Below are 22814 nucleotides of genomic sequence, written 5' to 3'. Positions count from 1 at the left end.
CGCAATGGAATGGATGGATTTGCTGGGATCGGCAAGCTTCTGGATCGCCACGCTACGGCTGGCCACGCCGCTCATTCTCGGCACCCTGGGGGTGCTGATGTGCGAGCGCGCAGGTGTGCTCAACCTGGGCATCGAAGGCATCATGGTGGCCGGCGCCTTTACCGGCTGGCTGGCGGTCTACCTGGGCGCGCCGCTATATGTCGGCGTCTTGGCCGCAGCATTGGCAGGCGCGGTGTTCGGCCTGCTGCACGCCGTGCTCACCGTGCCGCTGGGGCTGTCGCAACACGTCTCCGGCCTGGGCGTGACCATGCTGGCCACCAGCTTGTCATATTTCGCCTACCGGGTGACCTTCCCCAAGGTCGAAACACCGCCGACCATCGTGCCCTATGCCGAGATGAAATCGCTGGCTGGCGTGCCGCTGATCGGCCCGGTGCTGGCGGGCCTGACGCCCATGACGCTCGGTGCGCTGATTGCGGTGCCCCTGATCGCCTGGCTGCTCAACCGCACGCCCTTGGGGCTGGCGCTGCGCATGGTGGGCGAGAACCCGGCGGCAGCCGAAGGGCAGGGGCTGTCCGTCATCAAGCTGCGCATGGGCGCCATCGTCGCCGGCTCGGCGCTCATGGGCGTGGCCGGCAGCTTCCTGACGCTGGCGGCCTTCAACGCCTTTTTCTTCAACATGATCAATGGCCGCGGCTGGATCTGCGTGGCGCTGGTGGTCTTCGCGTCCTGGCGCCCGGGCAAGGCCCTGATCGGCGCCTTGGTGTTTGCGTTCTTCGACGCGCTGCAACTGCGCCTGCAACAAGGCGCTTTGCCAGGCCTGCCTGCGCTGCCGTATCAGGTCTACCTGATGCTGCCTTACATTCTCTCGATACTGGCCCTGGTCATCGTGGCGCGCCGCGCCGCCTATCCCCAGGCCCTGATGAAGCCCTACCGCAAGGGCGAGCGCTGACTCCAAGGATTTCCCATGCTTGATCTCATCATTCGCAATGCCATGCTGCCCGATGGCCGCGGCCCGCTGGACATCGGCGTGCAAGACGGCCGCATTGCCGTCATCGCCCCCCAACTGGCGGCCGACGCGGGCCAGACGCTGCAGGCCGATGGCCAACTGGTCAGCACGCCGTTTGTCGATGCGCACTTCCATATGGACTCGACCCTGTCCTATGGCCTGCCGCGCGTGAATCAATCCGGCACCCTGCTCGAAGGCATCGCGCTGTGGGGCGAGCTTAAGCCGCTACTGACACAGCAGGCGCTGGTCGATCGCGCGCTGGCGTATTGCGACTGGGCGGTGGCCCGCGGGCTGCTGGCCATCCGCAGCCACGTCGATGTGTGCGATCCGCGCCTGTTGGCCGTCGAAGCCCTGCTGCATGTGCGCGAACAGGTCAAACCCTATCTGGATCTGCAGCTGGTGGCCTTCCCGCAAGACGGCCTGCTGCGCTCGCCCAATGCCTTGGCCAACCTCACGCGCGCCCTGGACATGGGCGTGGATGTGGTCGGTGGCATCCCGCATTTCGAGCGCACGATGGCCGATGGCTCAGAGTCCGTGCGCATTCTCTGTGAGCTGGCTGCCGAACGCGGCCTGCTGGTGGACATGCATTGCGACGAAAGCGATGACCCGCTGTCGCGTCATATCGAAAGCCTGGCCTATCAGAGCCAGCGTCTGGGCCTGCAAGGCCGCGTCACCGGCTCGCATCTGTCGTCCATGCACTCGATGGACAACTACTACGTCTCCAAGCTGCTGCCGCTGATGCGCGAAGCCGGGGTCGCCGCCATCGCCAACCCGCTGATCAACATCACCCTGCAAGGCCGCCACGACAGCTATCCCAAACGCCGCGGCATGACGCGCGTGCCCGAGCTGCTGGCAGCCGGCATCCCGGTCGCCTTCGGTCACGATTGCGTGATGGACCCCTGGTACAGCCTGGGCAGCGGCGACATGCTGGAAGTCGCCCACATGGGCCTGCACGTCGCACAGATGACCGGCCGCGAGGCGATGCGCGCCTGCTTCGACGCGGTAACGACCACGCCGGCGGCCATTATGGGCTTGCAGGATATCGGCCTGGAAGTCGGCAAGCGCGCCGACCTGGTGCTGCTGCAAGCGCGCGACCCCGTCGAAGCCCTGCGTCTGCGCGCCACGCGCCTGGCAGTGCTGCGCGGCGGCCGCATCATTGCCACCACACCGCCGGCTCGCGCCAGCCTCAATCTGCCGGGCCGGCCCGGCAGCGTGGACTTCCAACTGCAGCGTTAAGCTGATCACGTGCTCGCGCGCCTGCGCGAGCACGCTTGTCGCCAGGATCAACAGGCCGCGGCGGCGTTGCCGTAACCGGACACAAAGCCTTTGGGCTCGCTCGTCTCGGGGTCGAACACATGGCGGGAGATCTTGCCGATATTGCCGCCATACACATGAATGCTGATGGAGACCCGGTCGGCATACGCATTGGAGACGCGGTGTATGTCGCCCGTGGACGGTGAGAGGGTGTCTATCGTGCGCGTCTGCAGTGTCTGCGTCGGCCCCGCCACCATGGGCTGGCCAGGATCGCCACGGCGGAACATCTCCGAGCATTCCGCGCCCCGCAGCACGCCGATGATGGCCCACACCGTATGGTCGTGAATGGGCGTTTTCTGCCCCGGCCCCCACACAAAGCTCACCACCGAGAATCGCTCCTGCGGGTCGGCGTGCAACAGGTACTGCTGGTAGTACTGCGGGTGAGGGCGGGCGTACACCTCGGGCAGCCAGTCATCCTGCGCGATCAGGGCGCTCAACAAGCCGGCGCCCTGATCGAGCATGCGCGCCTCGTTCGCCCCCGCGCCATCGACGAGCGCGGTAAAACGGCGCGAGAAATCCACAAACTTCTCTGGCATGCCTTCCATGAGGTCTCCTCCCGTTTGGCTCGCAGCGCCAGCAGCGTGGCGTGCGATCAAAGAGAGTCTAAGCGCCCCGGCCGGGAAGTCCTAAGGAAATCCGCCTTGAGACTCGCGGCGCGGCGCCATCGCACGCCGTGCCGCGTGGCCTGACTTAGCGCGGGTAGGTGCCCGGCACGAGGATGCTGGTGTCGACCTCGGCCAGGTTGCGGCGGCCGCACAGCGCCATGGTCACGTCGGCCTCCTTGTAGAGGATCTCGAGGGCCCGCGTCACGCCCGCCTTGCCATAGGCGCCCAGGCCATACAGAAAGGCCCGCCCGACCATGGTGCCGCGCGCACCCAGCGCGATGGCCTTGAGCACGTCCTGGCCGGAGCGGATGCCGCTGTCGAGCCAGACTTCGATCTGCGAGCCTACCTCGCTGACGATCGAGGGCAGCACTTCGATGGTCGACAGCGCACCGTCGAGCTGGCGCCCGCCGTGGTTGCTGACGATGAGGGCATCGGCGCCCGTGGCCGCGGCGCGGCGGGCATCCTCGGCATCGAGGATGCCTTTGAGAATGAGCTTGCCGCCCCAGCGTTCCTTGATCCAGGCCACATCGTCCCAGCTCAGGCGCGGGTCGAATTGCTCGGCCGTCCACGACGACAGCGCGGCCAGGTCCGTCACGCCCTTGGCATGGCCGACGATGTTGCCGAAAGTGCGCCGCTTGGTGCCCAGCATGCCCAGGCACCAGCGCGGTTTGAAGGCGAGGTTGAGCATATTGCGCAAGGTCGGCTTGGGCGGCGCGGACAGGCCGTTCTTGATGTCTTTATGGCGCTGCCCCATGATCTGCAAATCCAGCGTCAGCACCAGCGCCGAGCAGCCCGCGGCCTTGGCGCGGTCGATCAGATTGCCGATGAACTCGCGGTCTCGCATCACGTAGAGCTGGAACCAGAACGGCTTTTGCGTAGCCTGCGCGACGTCCTCGATAGAGCAGATGCTCATGGTCGACAGCGTGAAGGGCACGCCGAAATCAGCGGCCGCCTGCGCGGCCAGGATTTCGCCGTCGGCGTGTTGCATCCCGGTCAGGCCGGTGGGCGCGAGCGCCACGGGCATCTTGACGTCGATACCGGCCATGGTGGTGGCCAGCGAGCGTCCGTCCATATTGACCGCCACGCGCTGACGCAGCTTGATCTTGTGGAACTCGCTCTCGTTGGCACGGTAGGTGCCTTCGGTCCAGGCGCCGGAATCGGCGTAGTCGTAGAACATGCGCGGCACGCGCCTTTTGGCGACGACTCGCAGATCTTCGATGCAGGTCACCGTGGAGAGATTCTGGCTCATGGATGCTCGGATAATGCGGCTGGGCGCACCGCCTGACGTCTCCGGGACATCCCGGGAGCGAGGGGAAGTATACGATGGCAGCTTGGCGTGACAGCCGGCGCGGCCCGATAATTCGGGCCAAGGCGCGATCATGCTGCCCTGCAACATCGCCACCACAGGAAACCCTCATGCAAGACCCCCATATCGAAACCGTCTTCGTCGTCGTGCGCGGCAAGGTCCAGGGCGTGGGCTACCGCCATGCCACCGTGCGGCGCGCGCACCTGGTCGGCGCGACCGGCTGGGTACAGAACATGGAAGACGGCACCGTCCAGGCCATGGTGCAGGGCACCCCGGATCAGATCGACCAGATGCTGGAGTGGATGCGGCGCGGCCCGCCTGCCGCGGTGGTCAGCGAACTCGAGTCACGGCGCGACGACGGCGAGCGCCGCTTCAAGCATTTCGCCCAGCACTAGAAACCCGCGGCCCGCCGCCGATGTCGGGCGGATCCGGCCGGACAGATCAGGGCTGGCGCGCCGCCAGGCCCGACATCAAACCACTGACGATCTTGCGCGCCAGGGCATCGCGGTCCTGCTCGGTCTCGCCTTGGCGGGGACGGTACCAGATGGCCATCCAGTTGATCGCGCCCAGCGCCGCCTTGACGGCCACCGAGGCATCGTCCGTGCGCAGCGACCCGTCCGCCGCGCCCTCGCTGGCCACCGTCTTGAACAAAGCCTCGAAGTCATCGCGGATGACCATCAACTCATCGAGCGTGCGGCGTTGCGCCGGCGTGATGGCGGCCTGACGATGCATGTGCACACCATGCACGACCACGGTCTCGAAAGCCAGATTCTCCATCATGGTCAGGGCGTGCCGGTGAAACATCGCCGCGAGCCGCTCGGCGCCATTGGCGCCATCTTGCATGGCAGGACGCACCGCCTCGAAGTTGCGCCGCATCCCCTCGCGATGCACATCGAAGAACAGATCGGTCTTGGAGCGGTAGTAGTGATAGACGCGCCCCTTGGTGGCGCCCAGGCGCTGCGCCACGTCATCGATGCTGGTCGCATAAAAACCCTGCTCCATAAAGCATTCGGCAGCGGCCGAGAGCAGGGCGATATTCCCCATACCGTCGTCGCGCGTGGCCGTCGGCGTAGGTGTGTTCATGCGGAATATCTCCAGGGGGCAAGGGGCACGCGCCAGTGTAGCCAAGCATCGCCTCGCCTGTCGCGCAAAGAATCATGGCCCGTGGATAAGTCCACGGGCCATTGCTTATCCACAGGCCGCGTGATTACTCGACCTTGATCCCGGCGCTTTTGATCACCCCGGCATTGCGCTTGAGTTCCTGGTCGACGCGCGTGTGAAATGCGGCCGCATCGCCATAGAAGGGTTCAAAGCCCAGCTCGCGCATCTTGGCCAGCGTTCCTTCCTCGCCCAGCATGCCCTGCACCTCCGAGGCCAGACGTTGCACCACCGGCGCTGGCGTGCCGCGCGGCGCCACGATGCCAAACCAGGTCATGAAGTCGTAGTCCGGCACCCCGGCCTCGATCACCGTCGGGACCTCGGGCAGCAGGGAAGACCGCTGCGCGCCGGTCAGCGCCAGGGCGCGTACCTTGCCGGCGCGTATCTGCGGCAGCGCCGCCACCAGCGTATCGATGGACAGCGGGATCTGATTGCCCATCAGATCCGTCATGGCCGGCGCACTGCCCCGATAAGGCACATGCAACAGATGCGCGCCGGTGCGCTGTGCCAGGAACTCACCGGCCAGATGCGGTGTGGAGGCCGTGCCGAACGAACCAAAACTCAAGGCGTCCTTGGCCTTGATGATATCGGCCACGGATTGCAGCCCCGTCTGCGGGTTGGTCAGGATGACGAAAGGCGCGCTGCCGGCGATGGCCACATACTCGTAACTCTTGATCGGGTCATAGCCGATGTTCGGGTAGAGCAAGGAGTTGGTGGTAAACGTCGGCGCCCCCGTGATCATCAGCGTATAGCCGTCGGGCGCAGCCCGCGCCACGGCGGCCGCGCCTATCCCGGTATTGGCGCCCGGGCGGTTTTCGACCACCACGCTCTGGCCAAGGCGATCACCCAGCTTGGCCGCAAACAGCCGCGCCAACACATCGGTCGAGCCGCCCGGCGGAAAAGGCACCACCAGCGTGACTGGCTTTTGCGGCCACTCGGTTTGGGCCGCTGCCGCCCCCGACATCGCGGCAAGACTGGCCAGGCCAACGACGGCCAGGCGCTGCAAGAATCTGCACAACATACTGCTTTCCCCGTTTATGAAGCGCAGCGGCGCTGCGCGTTGTTGAATCTCTAGCGTGCGGGCGCGCGGCGCCACAGCCCGGTGGCCTGCTCGAATGCATGAGCCAGGCGCAACAGTCCCAGCTCATCGCGATACCGCCCCACGATCTGGATGCCGACAGGCAAGCCCTCGGCCGTAAAGCCACAGGGCACGGAAATGGCCGGATGCCCGGTCAAGGACAGGTAATAGCCCGAACGCATCCAATCGATGTAGTTATCCATCGCCGTGCCGTCGATCTCGCGGACATAGGGTTCTTCGACCGGAAACGGGGCGACCTGGCTGACTGGCCCGATCAGAAAATCATGCTGCTGCATGAAGGCATGCATGCGCGTGAACAGGGCAGCGCGATCACGCTCGGCTTGCGCCAACGCCGCGCCCGCCTGGGACAAACCCAGTTCGGTATTCCAGATCACGGTGTCCTTCATGCGCGCACGTTCGCGCGCCAGGGTCTGGCCTTGGGTGACCGCGAAAGCCAGACCGCGCAAGGCATGAAACGCCGCATCCGCCCCGCTGAAATCCGGGCAGGCCTCGCGCACTTCGCAGCCCAAGGATTCGAACACGGGCAAGCTGGCCGCCAGCGCGTCGCGCACGCGTGGCTCGACCGGCAGCCCGCCCCATGTGGGCGCATACGCCAACCGCGTGCCCCGCACATCGCTTTCCAGGCTCTGCGCGAAGCAGGCCGGGTCCTGCTCCAGCGTCCAGGGATCCCGCGCGTCGGGCCCGGCCATCGCCGCCAGATAGAGCGCGACATCGCTCACCGTGCGGGCCATGGGTCCGGCCACGGTCAGGCTGTTGTAGGCCGCGGCATTCGGCCACTGCGGCACGCGCCCGGGAGAGGGGCGCAAACCCACCACATTGCAAAAGCTCGCCGGATTGCGCAGCGACCCGCCCATGTCCGTGCCGTCTGCCAAAGGCAGCATGCGGCAGGCCAGCGCGGCGGCCGCGCCGCCGCTGCTGCCGCCTGCCGTCAGCGCCAGGTCGTACGGATTGCGCGTCACGCCAAACACCGGGTTGAAGGTCTGCGAGCCGGCGCCAAACTCCGGCATATTGGTTTTGCCCAGGCGGATGGTGCCGGCGGCATCCTGACGGCTGACGATCAGGCTGGATTGCGTCGGCACGAAATCGCGGTAGACGGGCGACCCCCAGGTCGTGCGCATGCCCTCGGTCAGAAAACAGTCTTTGTGCGCCACGGGCAGGCCGTGCAACAGCCCCAGCGCCTCGCCCCGGGCCTGTGCCTCATCGGCCGCCCGCGCGCGCGCCAGAGCGCCCGGCGCGTCCAGCGTCACGATGGCGTTGACGGCTGGATTACGCTGCTCGATGGCCGCCAGGTGCGCTTCGGTCAGCTCGCGAGCGCTTAGTTGTCCGGCCGCGATCTCCGCGCGCATCTGTACCGCGGTCATCTCGCACAAGGCTTGCCAGCTCATAAACATCCTCAAAACATTGCGATCCCAGAAGTATCGCTATACAATACAAAGTACACGTATTCGATATTTATAATCCGCTGCCGATCACCGGGCAATGCGGGTAAACACGCGCCCATGCCCGCTGACGACGACGATCCGCTCTACATTGCTTCGCTGGGGAAATCCATGCGCGTGCTGGAAGCCTTCCGCCATAGCCATGACTCGCTCGGCCTGACCGATCTGGTCCGGCTCACCGGCCTGGGCAAAAGCAGTGTGCAACGCATCATCCACTCCTGGGAGCGCCTGGGCTACCTGGACAAAAACCCGCAGTCACGCCGCTACGTTCTGGGCCCGAGGGTGCTCGAACTGGGCTACTACTTCCTGCGCAGTGACCGCCTCATTTCCATGGCCGCGCCGCATCTGGTCGCCTTGCGCGAGCGCTGCGGGCTGGCCGTCAATATGAGCGTGCTCGATGGGCAGGACATGATCTACTTGCTGCGCTTGCCCAGCCGCCAATTGACGCTGGCAGAAATGCTGCCCGGCCGCCGCATGCCGGCCTGGTGCAATAGCGCCGGACGCATGTTGCTGACCCCGTTTGACGACGCCGCCATCACGCGCTTCCTGGCGCAGTCCGACATCAAACCCTACACCACCCGCACCACCACCGATCCCGCTGCGCTGATGCAAGCCATCGCCCAGGCCCGCCTGGATGGCCACGCCGTGACCCACGATCAGGTGCTGCTCAATCAGGTGGGCGCGGCCGTCCTGCTGCGCGACACCCCCGGCCAACCGCGCGCGGCCATCAACGTCACAGCGGCGGCCAGCGAGTACCCACCCGCGCGGCTCGCGCAAGAGATCGTGCCGCTGCTGCTGCAAACGGCGTACGCCATCGGTAGCGCCCTCTAAGCCCTATCCTCACCAGGCTTGCGCGCCGGCCTCGCCGCGTGTCGGGTAGGGCGCCACCCGCTCGGGCCATTGCACCTGGGGGATGCCGTTCAACGCGGGCCGGGCGAACAAATACCCCTGAAAGCGTTCAATGCCCGCGGCCTGCAGCCAGCACCACTCCTCGACCCGTTCCACGCCTTCGGCCACCGGTGTGATGCCCATGGCCGTGCAAGCATGGACAATCGCCCCGACAATGGCCTGCCGTGCGCCGTCCAGATGAATGTTCTGGATAATGCCGCGGTCTATCTTGAGCTTGTCTGGCTGGAACTCGGCCAGCAAGGACAGGCCGGCAAAACCCGTGCCAAAGTCATCGATCGCCACACCGATGCCCGCTGCGCGCAGCCGCTCGATGGCCGCGCCGAACTCGCCCGGGCCCGCCACCGCCTCCTGCTCGGTAATCTCGACGATCACTTGCTGGGGCCGCAGACCGCAGGCGGCGATCTGGTCCACCAGACGATCCACCGGCGACGAAGCGCCGATCAAAGACATCGGAAACAAATTGACCGACAGCTTGACCTGATCGAGATGCAAACGGCGCGCCAGTTCAAACGCGCAGGCTTTGGAGTCGAGATCCACGAGATAACGTTGCACGGGCGTCAGGGCGGCGAACATCTCTTCCGGCGAGCCGCCCGAGCGGCTGCGGATCAGAAACTCGAACGACGTCACCTCGCGCCGCAGGGGATCGACGATCGGCTGCAACGCAAACGGATACGCCAAGGTGTCCAGGGCCTCATCGCTGGCCGCCGGCGCATCCGAGGGCAGAAAGCGCCAATGCTCCGCGGCCTCGCCCTCGATGATGTGGCCCGAACCGCTGGCCAACGCATACCACTCCAGGATCTTGACGACGCGATCATCGCTCACCGCCAGCCTGGCCTGCGTATCCATCTTCTCGCGGATGAGCACCGAGACTTGCCGCGAATGCAAGACGCGCAGATCCAGTACGGCCATCGGGTCGCCGCCGAAGCGGCGCGCCGGTCCTTGATCGCGCATCAACAGCACGACGTTGTCGTGCCTGGGATCGCGCTTGATGGTGCTAAAAAGCGCCGTCACGGCATGCACACCCCCTTCCAGCAACTGGACGAAATGCGTGCCGTCAAACAGCAAAATACCCGTGATGCCCAACGCCGCATTGCGCAGCCGGGCCGCCGCCAACAGACCTTGCAGCGCCTGGGCACTCATGGATTCGACCGCACGGCTGCGATATATCAAAGTCGATAGCATGCGTGCTCTCCTGCAGCGGTACTGACAAATCAACCCTTAGATTCTAGTCCACCTGACGGACACCCCTGGCAGGGCGCAACATCATGAAATACGGCGCCGCCTCCAGCCCGTTCCGTGACGCCCGATTGCCGCAGCCATGAAAAAAGGGCTGCCGAAGCAGCCCTTTCACGGTCACATCAGAACGAATACACCGTCCCGGTGCAAATCATCAGGCGTCGATATTGCCCGCCGACAGTGCGTGGGTTTCGATGAAGGCGCGGCGCGGCTCGACGTCATCACCCATGAGCGTGGTGAAGACCTCGTCGGCCGCGATGGCGTCTTCGATCTGCACGCGCAACAGGCGACGCACGGTGGGATCCATGGTGGTTTCCCAGAGCTGATCCGGGTTCATTTCGCCCAGGCCCTTGTAGCGCTGTTTGGACAGTCCCCGCTCGGCTTCCGCCCGCAGCCATTGCATGGCTTCGCGGAAGTCGGAGACGAACTGTTCTTTCCGCTTGTCGCCCTCGCCGCGCGCCACGATGGCGCCGGGACCGATCAGCCCGAGGAAGGTCTGGGCCGATTTCGTCAACACGGCATAGTCAGCGCCGCGCACGAAGTCCGCATCGATGATGCTGATGCGCACATTGCCATGGTGCATGCGGCGGATCACCAGGCGGTACTTGCCGCTTTCTTCCTGGAACTCGGGCACCACCTCGACACCGTTGAGGTCGGTCGCGTCATGCAGCACGGCATGCAGGCGCTTGGCCGAGGCTTCGGCGCCAGCCTGGTCGTCCAGATTGATATCCACGCCTTCGGCCAGGGCCGACAGGGCAGGGACGTCAAAGACGCGCGACAGACGCGCAATCACGGCATCGGCCAGCACATACTGGCGCGCCAGCTCTCCGAGCGCTTCGCCAGCGATGGGGGTCGCGCCCTGACGCGGCAGCAACTCGGCATCCTTGAGCGCCAATTGCAGCATGAACTTGGCCTCTTCGACCTCGTCCTTCAGATAGCGCTCCTCACGGCCGACCTTGACCTTGTAGAGCGGCGGTTGCGCGATATAGATGTGGCCGCGCGTGACCAGCTCCGGCATCTGGCGGTACAGCAAGGTCAGCAGCAGCGTACGGATGTGCGCGCCGTCGACGTCGGCGTCGGTCATGATGATCAGGCGGTGATAGCGCAGCTTCTCGATATTGAAGTCCGGCCCGATGCCCGTGCCCAGCGCCGTGATCAGCGTGGCGATCTGCTCGCTGGCGATGAGGCGGTCAAAGCGCGCCTTCTCGACGTTGAGCACCTTGCCGCGCAGCGGCAGAATGGCCTGGAACTTCCGGTCCCGACCCTGCTTGGCCGAGCCGCCTGCCGAGTCGCCCTCGACGATATACAGCTCGCACAGCGCGGGGTCTTTTTCCTGGCAGTCAGCAAGCTTGCCGGGCAAGCCGGCGCCTTCGAGTACGCTCTTGCGGCGGGTCATCTCGCGCGCCTTGCGGGCGGCTTCGCGCGCACGGGCGGCTTCGACGATCTTGCCGCACAGGGCCTTGGCGTCGTTCGGATGTTCGAGCAGCCAGGTCTCCAGCGAGCGCGCCACGGCATCCTCGACGGCGGGGCGCACTTCGCTGGAGACCAGCTTGTCCTTGGTCTGGCTGCTGAACTTGGGTTCGGGCACCTTCACCGACAGCACGCAAGCCAAGCCTTCGCGCATATCGTCGCCGGAGGTCTCGACCCTGGCCTTTTTGGCCAGTTCATTGTCGGTGATGTATTTGTTGATCACGCGCGTCATCGCCGCGCGCAAGCCCGTCAAATGCGAGCCGCCGTCGCGCTGCGGGATGTTGTTGGTAAAGCACAGCACGCTTTCGCTGTAGCTGTCGTTCCACTGCATGGCCACTTCGACGCCCACCGGCACACCGCCGGCCGCGGACTCGGTGCTCACGGCGAAAACATTCGCGTGCAGCACGGTCTTGGCGCGATTGATGTACTCGACAAACCCTTTCACGCCGCCCGAGAACGCGAAGTTCTCTTCCTTGCCCTGGCGCTGATCGACCAAACGGATCTTCACGCCGTTGTTCAGGAAGGAGAGCTCGCGCAAACGCTTCGACAGAATCTCGTAGTGGTACTCGATATTGTTGAAGATGATGGGGTCGGCCAGAAAGCGCACTTCGGTGCCGCGCTTGTCGGTCGTGCCGGTCACCGCCAGCGGGGCGACACGTTCGCCCTGGCGGAACTCCATCTCATGCACCTGCCCGTTGCGGCGGATGGTCAGGCGCAGCCACTCGGACAGCGCGTTCACGCACGACACGCCCACGCCGTGCAGGCCGCCAGACACCTTGTACGAGTTCTGATCGAACTTGCCGCCGGCGTGTAGCTCGGTCATGACGATTTCAGCGGCGCTGCGGCCGAACTCGTCATCCTTGTGGATATCCGTCGGGATGCCGCGGCCATTGTCCGTCACCGAAATCGAATTGTCGGTGTGGATGGTGACCACGATGTCGTCGCAATAGCCGGCCAGCGCTTCGTCGATGGCGTTGTCGACCACTTCGAACACCATGTGGTGCAAGCCGGTGCCATCGGAGGTATCGCCGATGTACATGCCGGGGCGCTTGCGCACGGCCTCCAGCCCCTTGAGCATCTTGATCGAATCGGCGCCGTAGCCGCTGTTCTCAGGAGTGGTGTTCTGTTGATCTGACATATCTGTGTTCAAAAATAAAAGGCGGCCTCACGGCCGGTCCGCTGGCGCAAGCCCCAGCGGTCTACACCCACGATGCGCGGATCAGATCCGCATGGGCATGACGACGTACTTGAACTGATCGTCGCCAGAGAGAGTGATCAAGGCCGATGCGTTGGCATCCGGCATGACCGACCACTGCACGTTTTCCACTTTGACATTGGCCAGCACGTCGAGCAGATAGCCGACGTTGAAACCGACGTCCAGCGCCTCGTAACCATAATCGATATCGATTTCTTCCTGAGCCTCTTCCTGCTCGGCGTTGGAAGACGAGATCTTCATGACATTCTGACCCAGCTGCAGGCGCACGCCCTTGAACTTGTCGGTGGTCAGGATGGCCGCGCGCTGCAGGCTGCCTTGCAACGCTTCGCGACTGACGGAGAAATGGCGCGTGTAATTCGTGGGGATCACGCGCGAGAAATCCGGGAACTTGCCTTCGACCAACTTCGAAACCAGCTCCACATCGCCGAAGCGGAAGCGGATCTGTCCCGGCGCCACGTCTACCGCCACGAGTTCGTCGGAGTCTTCCAGCAGGCGCTGCATTTCGAGCACGGTCTTGCGCGGCACGATGACTTCGTGACGCTCGCTGATGCCATCGGCCTCCGTGGCGCAATGCGCCAGGCGGTGCCCATCGGTGGCCACGGCGCGCACGCGGCCCGGCTCAAATACCAGCAGCATGCCGTTCAGGTAGTAACGGATGTCCTGCTGGGCCATGGCGAAATGCACCATGTTGAACAGGTGGCGCAAGGTCCGTTGCGGCATGCTCAAGGACACATCCCACTGCTCGGGCTGCGCAACAGTCGGAAACTCGCTGGCAGCCAGCGTCTGCAAAGCGAAGCGGCTCTTGGCCGACTGCACCGACAATTTGTTCGAGGCCAGCGCCAGCTTGACTTCGCCCGTGTCCGGCAGGGCCTTCAGGATGTCCAGCAATTTGCGCGCGGCCACCGTGGTGGACTCGTTATCCGCACCGACACCGAAATCCGCATGCGTGGTGATCTGCACTTCCAGGTCGGTGGCAATGAACGCAACCTTGTTGCCCTCTTTGCGCATCAGGATGTTCGCCAGGATGGGCAGGGTATGGCGTCGTTCAACGATGCCCGCCACAGTCGACAGCGGTTTCAGCAATGCATCGCGTGTGGTTTGTACGAGTTGCATGGTCATCCTTTTAGAGTTTGTTCCAACACGTGCAGGGTATGGTTGAGCTCGGCCTGCTTGGCGCGGGCGTCGGAAATCTTGCGCACCGCGTGCAGCACCGTGGTGTGGTCCCGGCCACCGAACAGATCACCGATTTCCGGCAGGCTCTTCTGCGTCAACTCTTTGGCCAGATACATGGCGACCTGACGCGGCAGGGCAATATTCGCGGGCCGACGTTTCGAATACATGTCGGCCACTTTGATCTTGTAGAAATCCGCTACGGTCTTCTGGATGTTCTCGACCGTGATCTGGCCGTTGGACACGGACAGCAGATCCTTGAGCGCCTCCTTGCAGACGTCGACGTTGAGCGCCTCGCGACCATGAAAGCGCGCATAAGCCAGCACCTTGCGCAAAGCGCCTTCGAGCTCACGCACGTTGCTGCGCAAATGCTTGGCGATGAAAAACGCCACTTCCTCGGGCATGGGCACGCCCTCGGACTCCGCCTTGCGCAGCAGGATGGCCACGCGCATCTCCAGTTCGGGCGGCTCGATGGCCACCGTCAATCCCGAATCGAAACGCGAGATCAGGCGGCTGTCGATGCCGGAGAGCTCCTTGGGATAGGTATCGCTGGTGATGATGATCTGCTTGCGCTGCGCCACCATCGCCTCGAAAGCGTAGAAGAACTCTTCCTGGGTGCGGTTCTTGCCGGAGAAAAACTGGATATCGTCGATCAGCAGCAGGTCCAGCGAATGGTAGTAGCGCTTGAAGTCGTCGAAAGCCTTGCGTTGATAGGCCTTGACCACGTCGGAGACATATTGGTCGGCATGCACATAGCGCACGCGCACCCCGGTCCCGGCAGCCACCATGGCGTTGCCGATGGCATGGATGAGGTGGGTTTTGCCCAGCCCCACGCCGCCATACAGAAACAGCGGGTTGTAAGAGGTGCCCGGGTTCTCGGCGACCTGCAGCGCGGCCGCGCGCGCCAGCTGGTTGGCCTTGCCGGTAACGAAGTTCTCGAACGTCAGATCGGTGTTCAAGCGCGAGCGCTCGTACACGATGTTGGCCGCGTCGGCGGCGGCCGACACCGGGGGGGCGGGCGGCGGCGCCACCTCGACCCGCGGCGCGGCTGCCGGAATGGCAGGCACGGCGACGGGCGCGGCCGCCTGAGGCGCCGCGGTAGTAGGGGCTGACGCACGCGGCGTCATGGACATGCGTGGCGTTGCGCTGTGACTGGGCAATTCGAACTGCACCTGCACCGGACGCTGATACCACTCGGTAGCCAGCGCCTCGATCTGATGCGAAAAGTTCTTGCGCACCCAATCAAGCTTGAAGCGATTGGGGGCAGCCACGCGCAACACCGCCTGCGCTTCGTCATAGGCAAGCGGCACCAGCGGTCGTATCCACGCGCTGATTTGTTGGGGGGGGAGTTCCTGCTCAAGACGACTGACGCAGGTCTGCCAGAATTCTTTCATGTCGCTCTTGTTCAAACCTCGATTCTACCGCTTTTGGGCAGGAGTTATCCACAGCCCCCGGCGCGCCCCCGCCAAGGGGCCTGCGCCTAACTGATTGACAAGACTGGGAAAACTTGCTGAAATGGTGGGCTTTTCCGAATTCTGCCTGTCAGAAGGTTCCGTTGGAACTGCACGGGAAGCGGCGAAAACCTCAGTATCTCAGGGGCTTACGCCGCAAGCGTTACACCCCAAATTGGTGAATGGGTCGGCCGGCATGCTTTATGCCGCCAGATTGATCGCCGCTGCCGGGGGTGCCGCAGAACTGTCACCCATAGTTGTACGCACCGAGGGGTTCCTTGCGGAACCAACGCCGGACCTCACTTCGGCACCTTTTGCACCAACACCCTGGTTTGACCCGTTCGGCGAGCGCCATGTAATGTTCCCAGCCTCGAGCCCCGTCCCATGGCCAGCCCTCATGCTGGCGCCGGGATACCCGCCCGGGTCATTGCAACCAGGAACCTCCAGGCAGCGTCCTACTGACTTTGTTCTTTTTGTGGATCGTCCATGAAACGCACCTACCAACCTTCCGTCACCCGTCGCAAGCGCACCCACGGCTTTCGCTTGCGCATGAAGACTCGCGCCGGCCGCGCCATCCTGAACGCTCGTCGCGCCAAGGGCCGCAAGCGTCTGGCCGTCTAAGCCAGGCGCATCGCAGCTCGACCCTTTGCCCGGATCACAACAAGCCCCTGGCCACGGCATAACGCCCAGCCCTGAGCCTGCTGCCCCCCGGCAATCGGACGACTCTTCGATACAGTCAGCCATGTCGTGCGCCACGCTTCCCGCGGAGGCGCGCTTGCATCGCCCCTCCGAGTTTGCCGCCGCCTTGAAAGGCCGGCGGCTGGCCCGAGGGGCGATGTTCATTGTGAGCGCCGCCCCCGCTACGCCCGCCGGCGAGCCGGCGGCCTGTGCGCGCTTGGGTCTGGTCATCGCCAAGCGGCACGCCGCGCTGGCCAGCACCCGTAACGCCATCAAGCGCGTATTGCGCGAAGCCTTCCGCCACCAGCGCCTGGCGTTGCCGGCGCAAGACTATGTCGTGCGCCTGCACAGCAAAGTGGGGCCGGTCTCCCTGACGGCCCTCAAACGCGCGGCGCGCAGCGAGGCGGACGCGCACTTTGGACGTATCGCGCGATGATCAAAGCCTTGCTCATCGCGCCCATCCGGTTTTACCGATTTTTCCTGAGCCCCTGGATCGGCCGTCAATGCCGTTTCACGCCCAGTTGCTCGGCCTACGCGATCGAGGCGATAGAACGTCACGGCGCGGCCCGCGGCCTGTGGCTGGCGGCACGCCGTATCGGCCGCTGTCATCCCTGGTCACCTGGCGGGCTGGATCCCGTTCCGGGCACCGGCCAGGCCAAAGAAACCCGGAGCGGTGGCTGCTGCGACAACCATCCCCGTCCCGGACACGATTGCAGTTAAACTGGCGGGCTTTGCTGGTCCGCTCACTCTTCCTCAGGCACCATGGATATTCGACGAACTGTCCTCTGGATGATTTTTTCCTTCTCGCTGTTGCTCCTATGGAACAACTGGCAGATCCATAACGGCAAGCCGTCGCTGTTTGGCGCGCCTCCGGCCAGCGCCGAACAGAAGGTGCCCGCCAATCCGGCCACCGCGCCGGCGGCTGACGCCTCCACACCGTCGGTGCCCAGCGCCCCGGCAGCGGCAGCCGCTCCTGGCTCGGTGCCCGGCAGCGTAGCCGTCGTGCCCGCGCAGGCCCAGGAAGTGGTCGTCACGACCGACGTCCTGCGCCTGACCTTCAGCACGACTGGCGCGCAACTGGTCCGTGCCGAGCTGCTCAAGTATCCCGCCAGCGCCGACAACGACAAGCCCATGGTCCTGCTGGACCGCGCCCCCGACCTGACCTACACGGCGCAGACCGGGTTGATCGGCTCGGGACAGAGCTTCCCCACGCACCTGACGCCCTTTGCCGTGACCACGCCCGAGCGCGAGCTCGCCGGCGACAAGCTGGTGGTGCGCTTTGAGGCGGAATCCGGCGGCCTGCGCGTCCTCAAGACCTACACGCTGGACCGCGGCAGCTACGACGTGCACGTCCGCCACGACGTCACCAACGTCAGCAACGCCGTGCAAAGCCCCTCGGTCTATATGCAGCTCGAGCGTGATGGCAACGATCCGGCCGGCACGTCCAGCTTCTATCACACCTTCACGGGCGTGGCGGTGTATTCCGAGCAGGACAAGTTCCAGAAGATCACCTTCGGCGACATTGCCAAGAACAAGGCCAACTACATCAAGCAGGCTGACAACGGCTGGATCGGCATCGTTCAGCACTACTTCGCCACGGCCTGGGTGCCGCAGCAAGGCAAGCCGCGCACCAACGAACTGCTGCAGGTCCAGCCCAATCTGTTTGCCGCGCGCTCGATCGAAGCCCTCGGCCAGGTGGCGCCGGGCGCCAGCGTCTCGTCCGAAGCGCAACTGTGGGTCGGCCCGCAAGACCAGAAAGCCATGTCGGCCGTCGCCCCCGGGCTCGAACTGGTGGTCGACTACGGTTGGCTGACCATCATTGCCAAGCCGCTGTTCACCCTGATGACCTGGCTGCACAGCCTGCTGGGCAACTGGGGCTGGACCATCGTCGCGCTGACGGTGATCATCAAGGCGGTGTTCTATCCCCTGGCCTCGGCCAGCTATCGCTCGATGGCCCGCATGAAGCAGGTCGCCCCGCGTATGCAGGCCCTGAAAGAGAAGTTCGGCGATGACCGCCAGAAGCTCAATCAGGCCATGATGGAGATGTACCGCACCGAGAAGATCAACCCCCTGGGCGGCTGCCTGCCCATGGTGGTGCAGATTCCGGTGTTCATCGCGCTGTACTGGGTGCTGCTGGCCAGCGTCGAGATGCGCGGCGCGCCCTGGATCCTCTGGATCCATGACCTGTCGGTGCGCGATCCCTACTTCATCCTGCCGGCAGTGATGATGGGCACCATGTTCCTGCAGATCCGCCTCAACCCCACGCCGCCGGATCCCGTGCAGGCCAAGGTGATGATGGTCATGCCGCTGGTGTTTGGCGGGATGATGTTCTTCTTCCCGGCCGGCCTGGTGCTGTACTGGTGCGTGAACAACACCCTGTCCATCCTGCAGCAATGGAGCATCACGCGCAGCATCGCTCGCCGCGCGCAGGTGCCGGCCAAGCGCAGCTGATAGCCGCTGCACGGTCCGCAAAATGCCGCGCCTTGAGCGCGGCATTTTGTTTGGTGCCTGCCCTCTGGCCGAGGACATGAAAAAACCCCGGCGGCCCGAAGGCCGGCCGGGGTTGCCGGACACGCCACGCTTTACTTCAGATCGAACCGGTCGAGGTTCATCACCTTGTTCCAGGCCGCGACGAAGTCGTGCACGAACTTCTTGCCCGCGTCATCGCTGGCGTAGACCTCGGCCAGCGCCCGCAACTGCGAATTCGCACCAAACACCAGATCCACGCGGCTGGCGGTCCATGTGGCCTTGCCCGTCTTGCGATCATGGCCCTGGAAGGTTTCGCGCGCCGGCGATTGCGGCTTCCACTCCGTGCCCATATCGAGCAGGTGGCGGAAGAAGTCATTGCTCAGCACGCCCGGGCGCTCGGTGAACACGCCGTGCTTGTCCTTGCCGCTGCGCACATCCAGCACCCGCAGGCCGCCGATCAGCACCGTCATCTCCGGCGCGGTCAGCGTCAGCAACTGCGCGCGATCGATGAGCAGATGCTCGGCCGGGATGTCGTAGCGCCCCTTCAGGTAGTTGCGGAAGCCATCGTGCAGCGGTTCCATCGCCGCAAAGGACTCGACATCGGTCTGCTCCTGCGAAGCGTCCATGCGGCCGGGCGCAAACGGTACGGTGACCCTGTGCCCGGCCTTCTCGGCCGCCTGTTCCACGCCCGCACAGCCGGCCAGCACGATGAGATCGGCCAGCGAGATCTTCTTGCCGCCCTTGCCATTGAAGTCCGCCTGGATGCCTTCCAGGACCTTGATGACCTTGGCCAGTTGTTCCGGCTGGTTGACGGCCCAATCCTTCTGCGGCGCCAGGCGGATACGGGCGCCATTGGCGCCGCCTCGCTTGTCCGAACCCCGGAACGTGGACGCCGACGCCCAGGCGGTCGAGACCAGTTCCGCCACGGACAAGCCGCTGGCCAACACCTTCTGCTTGAGTTCGGCGACATCCTTGTCATCGACCAGAGGATGATCCACCACCGGGATGGGATCCTGCCAGATCAGTTCTTCGGCCGGGACTTCCGGGCCCAGATAGCGTGCGCGCGGCCCCATGTCGCGATGCGTCAACTTGAACCAGGCGCGCCCGAAGGCTTCGGCAAACGCATCCGGGTTCTCGAAAAAGCGGCGAGCGATCTTTTCATAGGCCGGATCGACGCGCAACGCGATGTCGGACGTCAGCATGGACGGTGCATGGCGTTTAGACGGGTCATGCGCGTCCGGGATGGAACCTGCGCCCGCGCCATGCTTGGGTATCCATTGATGGGCGCCTGCCGGGCTCTTGGTCAGCTCCCAGTCGTAGCCAAAGAGGTTCCAGAAGAAGTTATTGCTCCAGCGGGTCGGCGTGGAGGTCCAGGTGACCTCCAGACCGCTGGTGATGGTGTCGCCGCCCTTGCCGCTGCGAAAGCTGCTCTTCCAGCCCAGACCCTGGTTCTCCAGGTCGGCCGCCTCGGGTTCGGGCCCCACGTGGTCCGCCGGACCCGCGCCGTGAGTCTTGCCGAAGGTGTGGCCGCCCGCGATCAGGGCAACGGTTTCTTCGTCATTCATGGCCATGCGCGCAAAGGTATCGCGGATGTCACGCGCCGAAGCGGCGGGATCGGGATGGCCGTCCGGGCCTTCCGGGTTGACGTAAATCAGGCCCATCTGCACCGCAGCCAGGGGATTTTCCAGGTTGCGTTCGTCCAGCGCACGGCTGCTTTCCTTGCCATGCAGGTCTTCGTCGGCCACCACGGTGCCTTCATCCTTGCCGCCGGCCTGCTTGCCATAGCGCAGGTCCCCGCCCAGCCAGGTGCGCTCATTGCCCCAATAGACATCCTGATCGGGTTCCCAAGTGTCTTCCCGTCCGCCCCCATAACCGAAGGTCTTGAAACCCATGGTCTCGAGCGCCACATTGCCGGTCAGGATGAGCAGGTCGGCCCAGGAAATCTTGTTGCCGTATTTCTGTTTGATGGGCCACAACAAGCGGCGCGCCTTATCCAGGCTGACGTTGTCCGGCCAGCTGTTCAACGGTGCGAAACGCTGCTGCCCTCGTCCGGCGCCGCCGCGGCCATCGCCGATGCGATAGGTCCCGGCACTGTGCCAGGCCATGCGGATGAAGAGGGGTCCGTAATGCCCGAAGTCGGCGGGCCACCAATCCTGCGAATCTTTCATCAGATCGGCGAGATCTTTCTTCACCGCCGCCAGGTCGAGACTCTTGAAGGCCTCGGCATAATCAAAATCCGGATCCATGGGATTGGATTTTTCAGAATGCTGGCTGAGCAACTCCAGGCGCAGTCGTTTCGGCCACCAATCCTGATTGGTCGTACCGCCGCCGGCGGTGTGTTTGAAAGGGCACTTTGCCTCGTTTGACATGCTCTCTCCTTCAGAAAATAGAATCTGCTGCCGGAAATCGCGAGTGCCGTGCAACGCGGCTGGCGTATGACCACTCTAGGCCGCACAAGCACCAGCAACCGCAATCTGCCAGGCCCGACCATAGCTTACGATCGGACGCCTCGCATGCGGCTGACTATATACGAAGGGAGGTAAAACCTGGGTTGATTGCTGCAATACGCGCAATAGTGCGCAGCTATTAACGTTGTGCCATGCCCAGTTTTTTCATAAAGCCGGCCAGGCACAGGCTTGCAACGCGCCGCTGCGGCTCAGCGGGTCTGCACGCTGACAGTGGCGGCTTGCGCAGGGGTGGGCGCAGCCAGGGCCAGCAAGGCAATAAACAGCGCCAGGGCGGCGCCGGCGGCATAATCGGCCAAACGAGAGCGCATGGGGTTTCCTGAAGGCGGCCTCCTCATGCGGAAGCCATGTACGGATTATGAAAACCCCGAACCCATCGGCAAACGAATAAATCCGCCTTTGTTCAATCCCTGCAGTCATATGGCGCGCCGCTTGTTCTGTGCGCAGCCGCGCCTCGCCGCCTTGTGGTTATCCCCCCCTGACACACCTCGGTTTCCCAGGACAGAGGCTGTTGATAACCTTGGGAACAAGCTTGTGAGCAAAATGTGAGCAGCCGGTGGATAAGCTGTGTACAGCCTGTGCAGAACTTCAGCCTCTCGGCAGGAAGGCCTGCACCAATTTGACCCAATACGTGGCGCCGACCGGCAACAAGGCGTCATTGAAGTCGTAATTGGGGTTGTGCAATTGGCATGGACCCATCCCGTGATAACGCTGCAGGCGGTGGTCGCCATCGCCATTTCCCAGGAACAGATAGCAACCCGGCACTTTTTCCAGAAAAAAGGAAAAATCTTCGGCGCCCATAAATTGCGGCATATGCGGATCGACGTTTTCCCGCCCGAACACCTCCTCGGCGATCCGGGTGGCAAACGCGGTCTCCTTCTCCCAATTGACCAAGGGCGGATAGGCCCGCACGAAATCCAGTTCGCCGCTGCCGCCATAGACCTGGGGCAGGGTGGTGGCGATGCGCCGCATATCGGCTTCGATTTTGTCCAATGCCTCCAGGGTGTAGGTGCGCACCGTGCCCCGCAACACCGCTTCGCCCGGAATGACGTTGTAAGCATCACCCGCGTGGATCTGCGTGATGGACAGCACCGCGGGGTCCAGGGGATTGCGTCCCCGGGAGATCACGGTCTGCAAGGCCTGCACCATCTCCGAGGCGATCACGATGGGATCGACCGCCGCATGGGGCTGGGCGGCGTGCCCGCCCTGGCCCTTGATGACGATATCCCAGCGGTTGCTCGACGCCATCGTGGGTCCCGTGCGAAAGCCGAACTGATTGACCGGCATGCCAGGCATATTGTGCAGGCCGAACACCGCATCGCAGGGAAAGCGCTCGAACAGGCCATCGGCCATCATGGCGCGCGCGCCCGCGTTGCCGCCTTCCTCGGCGGGCTGGAAAATGAAATTCACCGTGCCGTCGAAGTCGGGATGCGCAGCCAGGTATTGCGCCGCACCCAGCAAAATCGCGGTGTGCCCATCGTGGCCACACCCGTGCATGCGCCCGGCGATGGTCGACTTGTGCTCGAAGCGATTGTGCTCAGGCATGGGCAGGGCATCCATGTCGGCGCGCAGACCCACGGATTTCTTGCCCTCACCGGCACGCAATACGCCCACCACCCCGGTTTTCCCCAGCCCGGTGTGGACTTCCAGCCCCAGCGCGCGCAAGCGCTCGGCCACCAGGTTGGAAGTACGGGTCTCCTGAAAGGCCAATTCCGGATGCGCGTGGATATCGCGCCGCAAGGCAGTCAGGTCACCGTGAGCGCGTTCGATTTCGTCTAAGGTTTTCATGATGCTTACCGGAAAGAAAAGACAGGTTGGCTTGT

General features: G+C 64.1%; 19 protein-coding genes. 8 read left to right on the top strand and 11 right to left on the bottom strand.

The window, feature by feature from the left end; translation table 11 throughout:
• The first annotated feature begins 4 nt into the window (after window positions 1-4).
• A complete protein-coding gene (locus CAL22_RS00380; protein WP_094809397.1) occupies window positions 5-949 on the top strand; it encodes an ABC transporter permease in 945 nt (314 codons plus the stop codon).
• 15 nt (window positions 950-964) lie between these two features.
• A complete protein-coding gene (locus tag CAL22_RS00375; RefSeq protein WP_094809394.1) occupies window positions 965-2242 on the top strand; it encodes an amidohydrolase family protein in 1278 nt (425 codons plus the stop codon).
• A 47-nt stretch (window positions 2243-2289) separates the two neighbouring features.
• Here the strand turns inward: CAL22_RS00375 and CAL22_RS00370 are convergent, their stop codons facing one another.
• Together CAL22_RS00370 and CAL22_RS00365 are read right to left on the bottom strand one after the other, a co-directional pair.
• Window positions 2290-2856 (bottom strand): cysteine dioxygenase, encoded by a 567-nt coding sequence (locus CAL22_RS00370; protein ID WP_432264290.1) that lies wholly within the window; start codon window positions 2854-2856, stop codon window positions 2290-2292.
• 154 nt (window positions 2857-3010) lie between these two features.
• Window positions 3011-4174, bottom strand: a complete 1164-nt coding sequence (locus tag CAL22_RS00365) for an alpha-hydroxy acid oxidase (RefSeq protein WP_094809390.1) — start codon at window positions 4172-4174, stop codon at window positions 3011-3013.
• A gap of 167 nt (window positions 4175-4341) precedes the next feature.
• Here CAL22_RS00365 and CAL22_RS00360 point away from each other — a divergent pair, with 167 nt between their 5' ends.
• Window positions 4342-4626: an acylphosphatase gene (locus CAL22_RS00360; protein ID WP_094809388.1), complete on the top strand. Its 285-nt coding sequence runs from the start codon at window positions 4342-4344 to the stop codon at window positions 4624-4626.
• Window positions 4627-4672: 46 nt separating this feature from the next.
• Here the strand turns inward: CAL22_RS00360 and CAL22_RS00355 are convergent, their stop codons facing one another.
• The 3 genes from CAL22_RS00355 to CAL22_RS00345 all read right to left on the bottom strand — a co-directional run bounded on the left by CAL22_RS00355 (window position 4673) and on the right by CAL22_RS00345 (window position 7873).
• Window positions 4673-5314 carry a TetR/AcrR family transcriptional regulator gene (locus CAL22_RS00355; protein WP_094809386.1) on the bottom strand — a complete coding sequence of 214 codons (642 nt, stop codon included), beginning with the start codon at window positions 5312-5314 and terminating at the stop codon, window positions 4673-4675.
• A gap of 124 nt (window positions 5315-5438) precedes the next feature.
• Complete coding sequence (locus CAL22_RS00350) at window positions 5439-6410, bottom strand: Bug family tripartite tricarboxylate transporter substrate binding protein (RefSeq protein WP_094810999.1); 972 nt, start codon at window positions 6408-6410, stop codon at window positions 5439-5441.
• Window positions 6411-6460: 50 nt separating this feature from the next.
• The gene (locus CAL22_RS00345; protein WP_094809384.1) at window positions 6461-7873 is read right to left on the bottom strand and encodes an amidase; all 1413 of its coding nucleotides are present in this window, start codon (window positions 7871-7873) and stop codon (window positions 6461-6463) included.
• Between the two features lie 114 nt (window positions 7874-7987).
• Here CAL22_RS00345 and CAL22_RS00340 point away from each other — a divergent pair, with 114 nt between their 5' ends.
• Window positions 7988-8758 carry an IclR family transcriptional regulator gene (locus CAL22_RS00340; protein WP_094809382.1) on the top strand — a complete coding sequence of 257 codons (771 nt, stop codon included), beginning with the start codon at window positions 7988-7990 and terminating at the stop codon, window positions 8756-8758.
• 9 nt (window positions 8759-8767) lie between these two features.
• Here the strand turns inward: CAL22_RS00340 and CAL22_RS00335 are convergent, their stop codons facing one another.
• The 4 genes from CAL22_RS00335 to dnaA all read right to left on the bottom strand — a co-directional run bounded on the left by CAL22_RS00335 (window position 8768) and on the right by dnaA (window position 15322).
• Window positions 8768-10018, bottom strand: a complete 1251-nt coding sequence (locus CAL22_RS00335; protein WP_094809380.1) for a diguanylate phosphodiesterase — start codon at window positions 10016-10018, stop codon at window positions 8768-8770.
• A gap of 208 nt (window positions 10019-10226) precedes the next feature.
• A complete protein-coding gene (gene gyrB, locus CAL22_RS00330; protein WP_094809378.1) occupies window positions 10227-12680 on the bottom strand; it encodes a DNA topoisomerase (ATP-hydrolyzing) subunit B in 2454 nt (817 codons plus the stop codon).
• Window positions 12681-12761: 81 nt separating this feature from the next.
• Complete coding sequence (gene dnaN / locus CAL22_RS00325; RefSeq protein ID WP_167383518.1) at window positions 12762-13871, bottom strand: DNA polymerase III subunit beta; 1110 nt, start codon at window positions 13869-13871, stop codon at window positions 12762-12764.
• A gap of 2 nt (window positions 13872-13873) precedes the next feature.
• The gene (gene dnaA / locus CAL22_RS00320) at window positions 13874-15322 is read right to left on the bottom strand and encodes a chromosomal replication initiator protein DnaA (RefSeq protein ID WP_094810997.1); all 1449 of its coding nucleotides are present in this window, start codon (window positions 15320-15322) and stop codon (window positions 13874-13876) included.
• A gap of 543 nt (window positions 15323-15865) precedes the next feature.
• Between dnaA and rpmH the strand changes: the two genes are divergently transcribed.
• From rpmH to yidC, 4 genes are all read left to right on the top strand, one after another.
• Complete coding sequence (rpmH, locus tag CAL22_RS00315; RefSeq protein ID WP_005017166.1) at window positions 15866-16000, top strand: 50S ribosomal protein L34; 135 nt, start codon at window positions 15866-15868, stop codon at window positions 15998-16000.
• 121 nt (window positions 16001-16121) lie between these two features.
• Window positions 16122-16493 (top strand): ribonuclease P protein component, encoded by a 372-nt coding sequence (locus CAL22_RS00310; protein WP_094809374.1) that lies wholly within the window; start codon window positions 16122-16124, stop codon window positions 16491-16493.
• The gene (gene yidD, locus CAL22_RS00305) at window positions 16490-16777 is read left to right on the top strand and encodes a membrane protein insertion efficiency factor YidD (RefSeq protein ID WP_094809372.1); all 288 of its coding nucleotides are present in this window, start codon (window positions 16490-16492) and stop codon (window positions 16775-16777) included. Before CAL22_RS00310 ends, yidD begins: the two co-directional genes overlap by 4 nt.
• A gap of 42 nt (window positions 16778-16819) precedes the next feature.
• Complete coding sequence (gene yidC, locus CAL22_RS00300) at window positions 16820-18508, top strand: membrane protein insertase YidC (protein ID WP_094809370.1); 1689 nt, start codon at window positions 16820-16822, stop codon at window positions 18506-18508.
• Between the two features lie 131 nt (window positions 18509-18639).
• Here yidC and katG read toward each other — a convergent pair whose 3' ends face one another.
• A complete protein-coding gene (gene katG, locus CAL22_RS00295) occupies window positions 18640-20895 on the bottom strand; it encodes a catalase/peroxidase HPI (protein WP_094809368.1) in 2256 nt (751 codons plus the stop codon).
• A 684-nt stretch (window positions 20896-21579) separates the two neighbouring features.
• Window positions 21580-22779, bottom strand: a complete 1200-nt coding sequence (locus tag CAL22_RS00290) for a M20 aminoacylase family protein (protein ID WP_094809366.1) — start codon at window positions 22777-22779, stop codon at window positions 21580-21582.
• Window positions 22780-22814 lie beyond the last annotated feature (35 nt).

It is taken from the genome of Bordetella genomosp. 12, from assembly GCF_002261355.1.
Classification (GTDB): Bacteria; Pseudomonadota; Gammaproteobacteria; order Burkholderiales; family Burkholderiaceae_B; genus Bordetella.
This window is presented reverse-complemented; position numbering and strand designations above follow the sequence as displayed.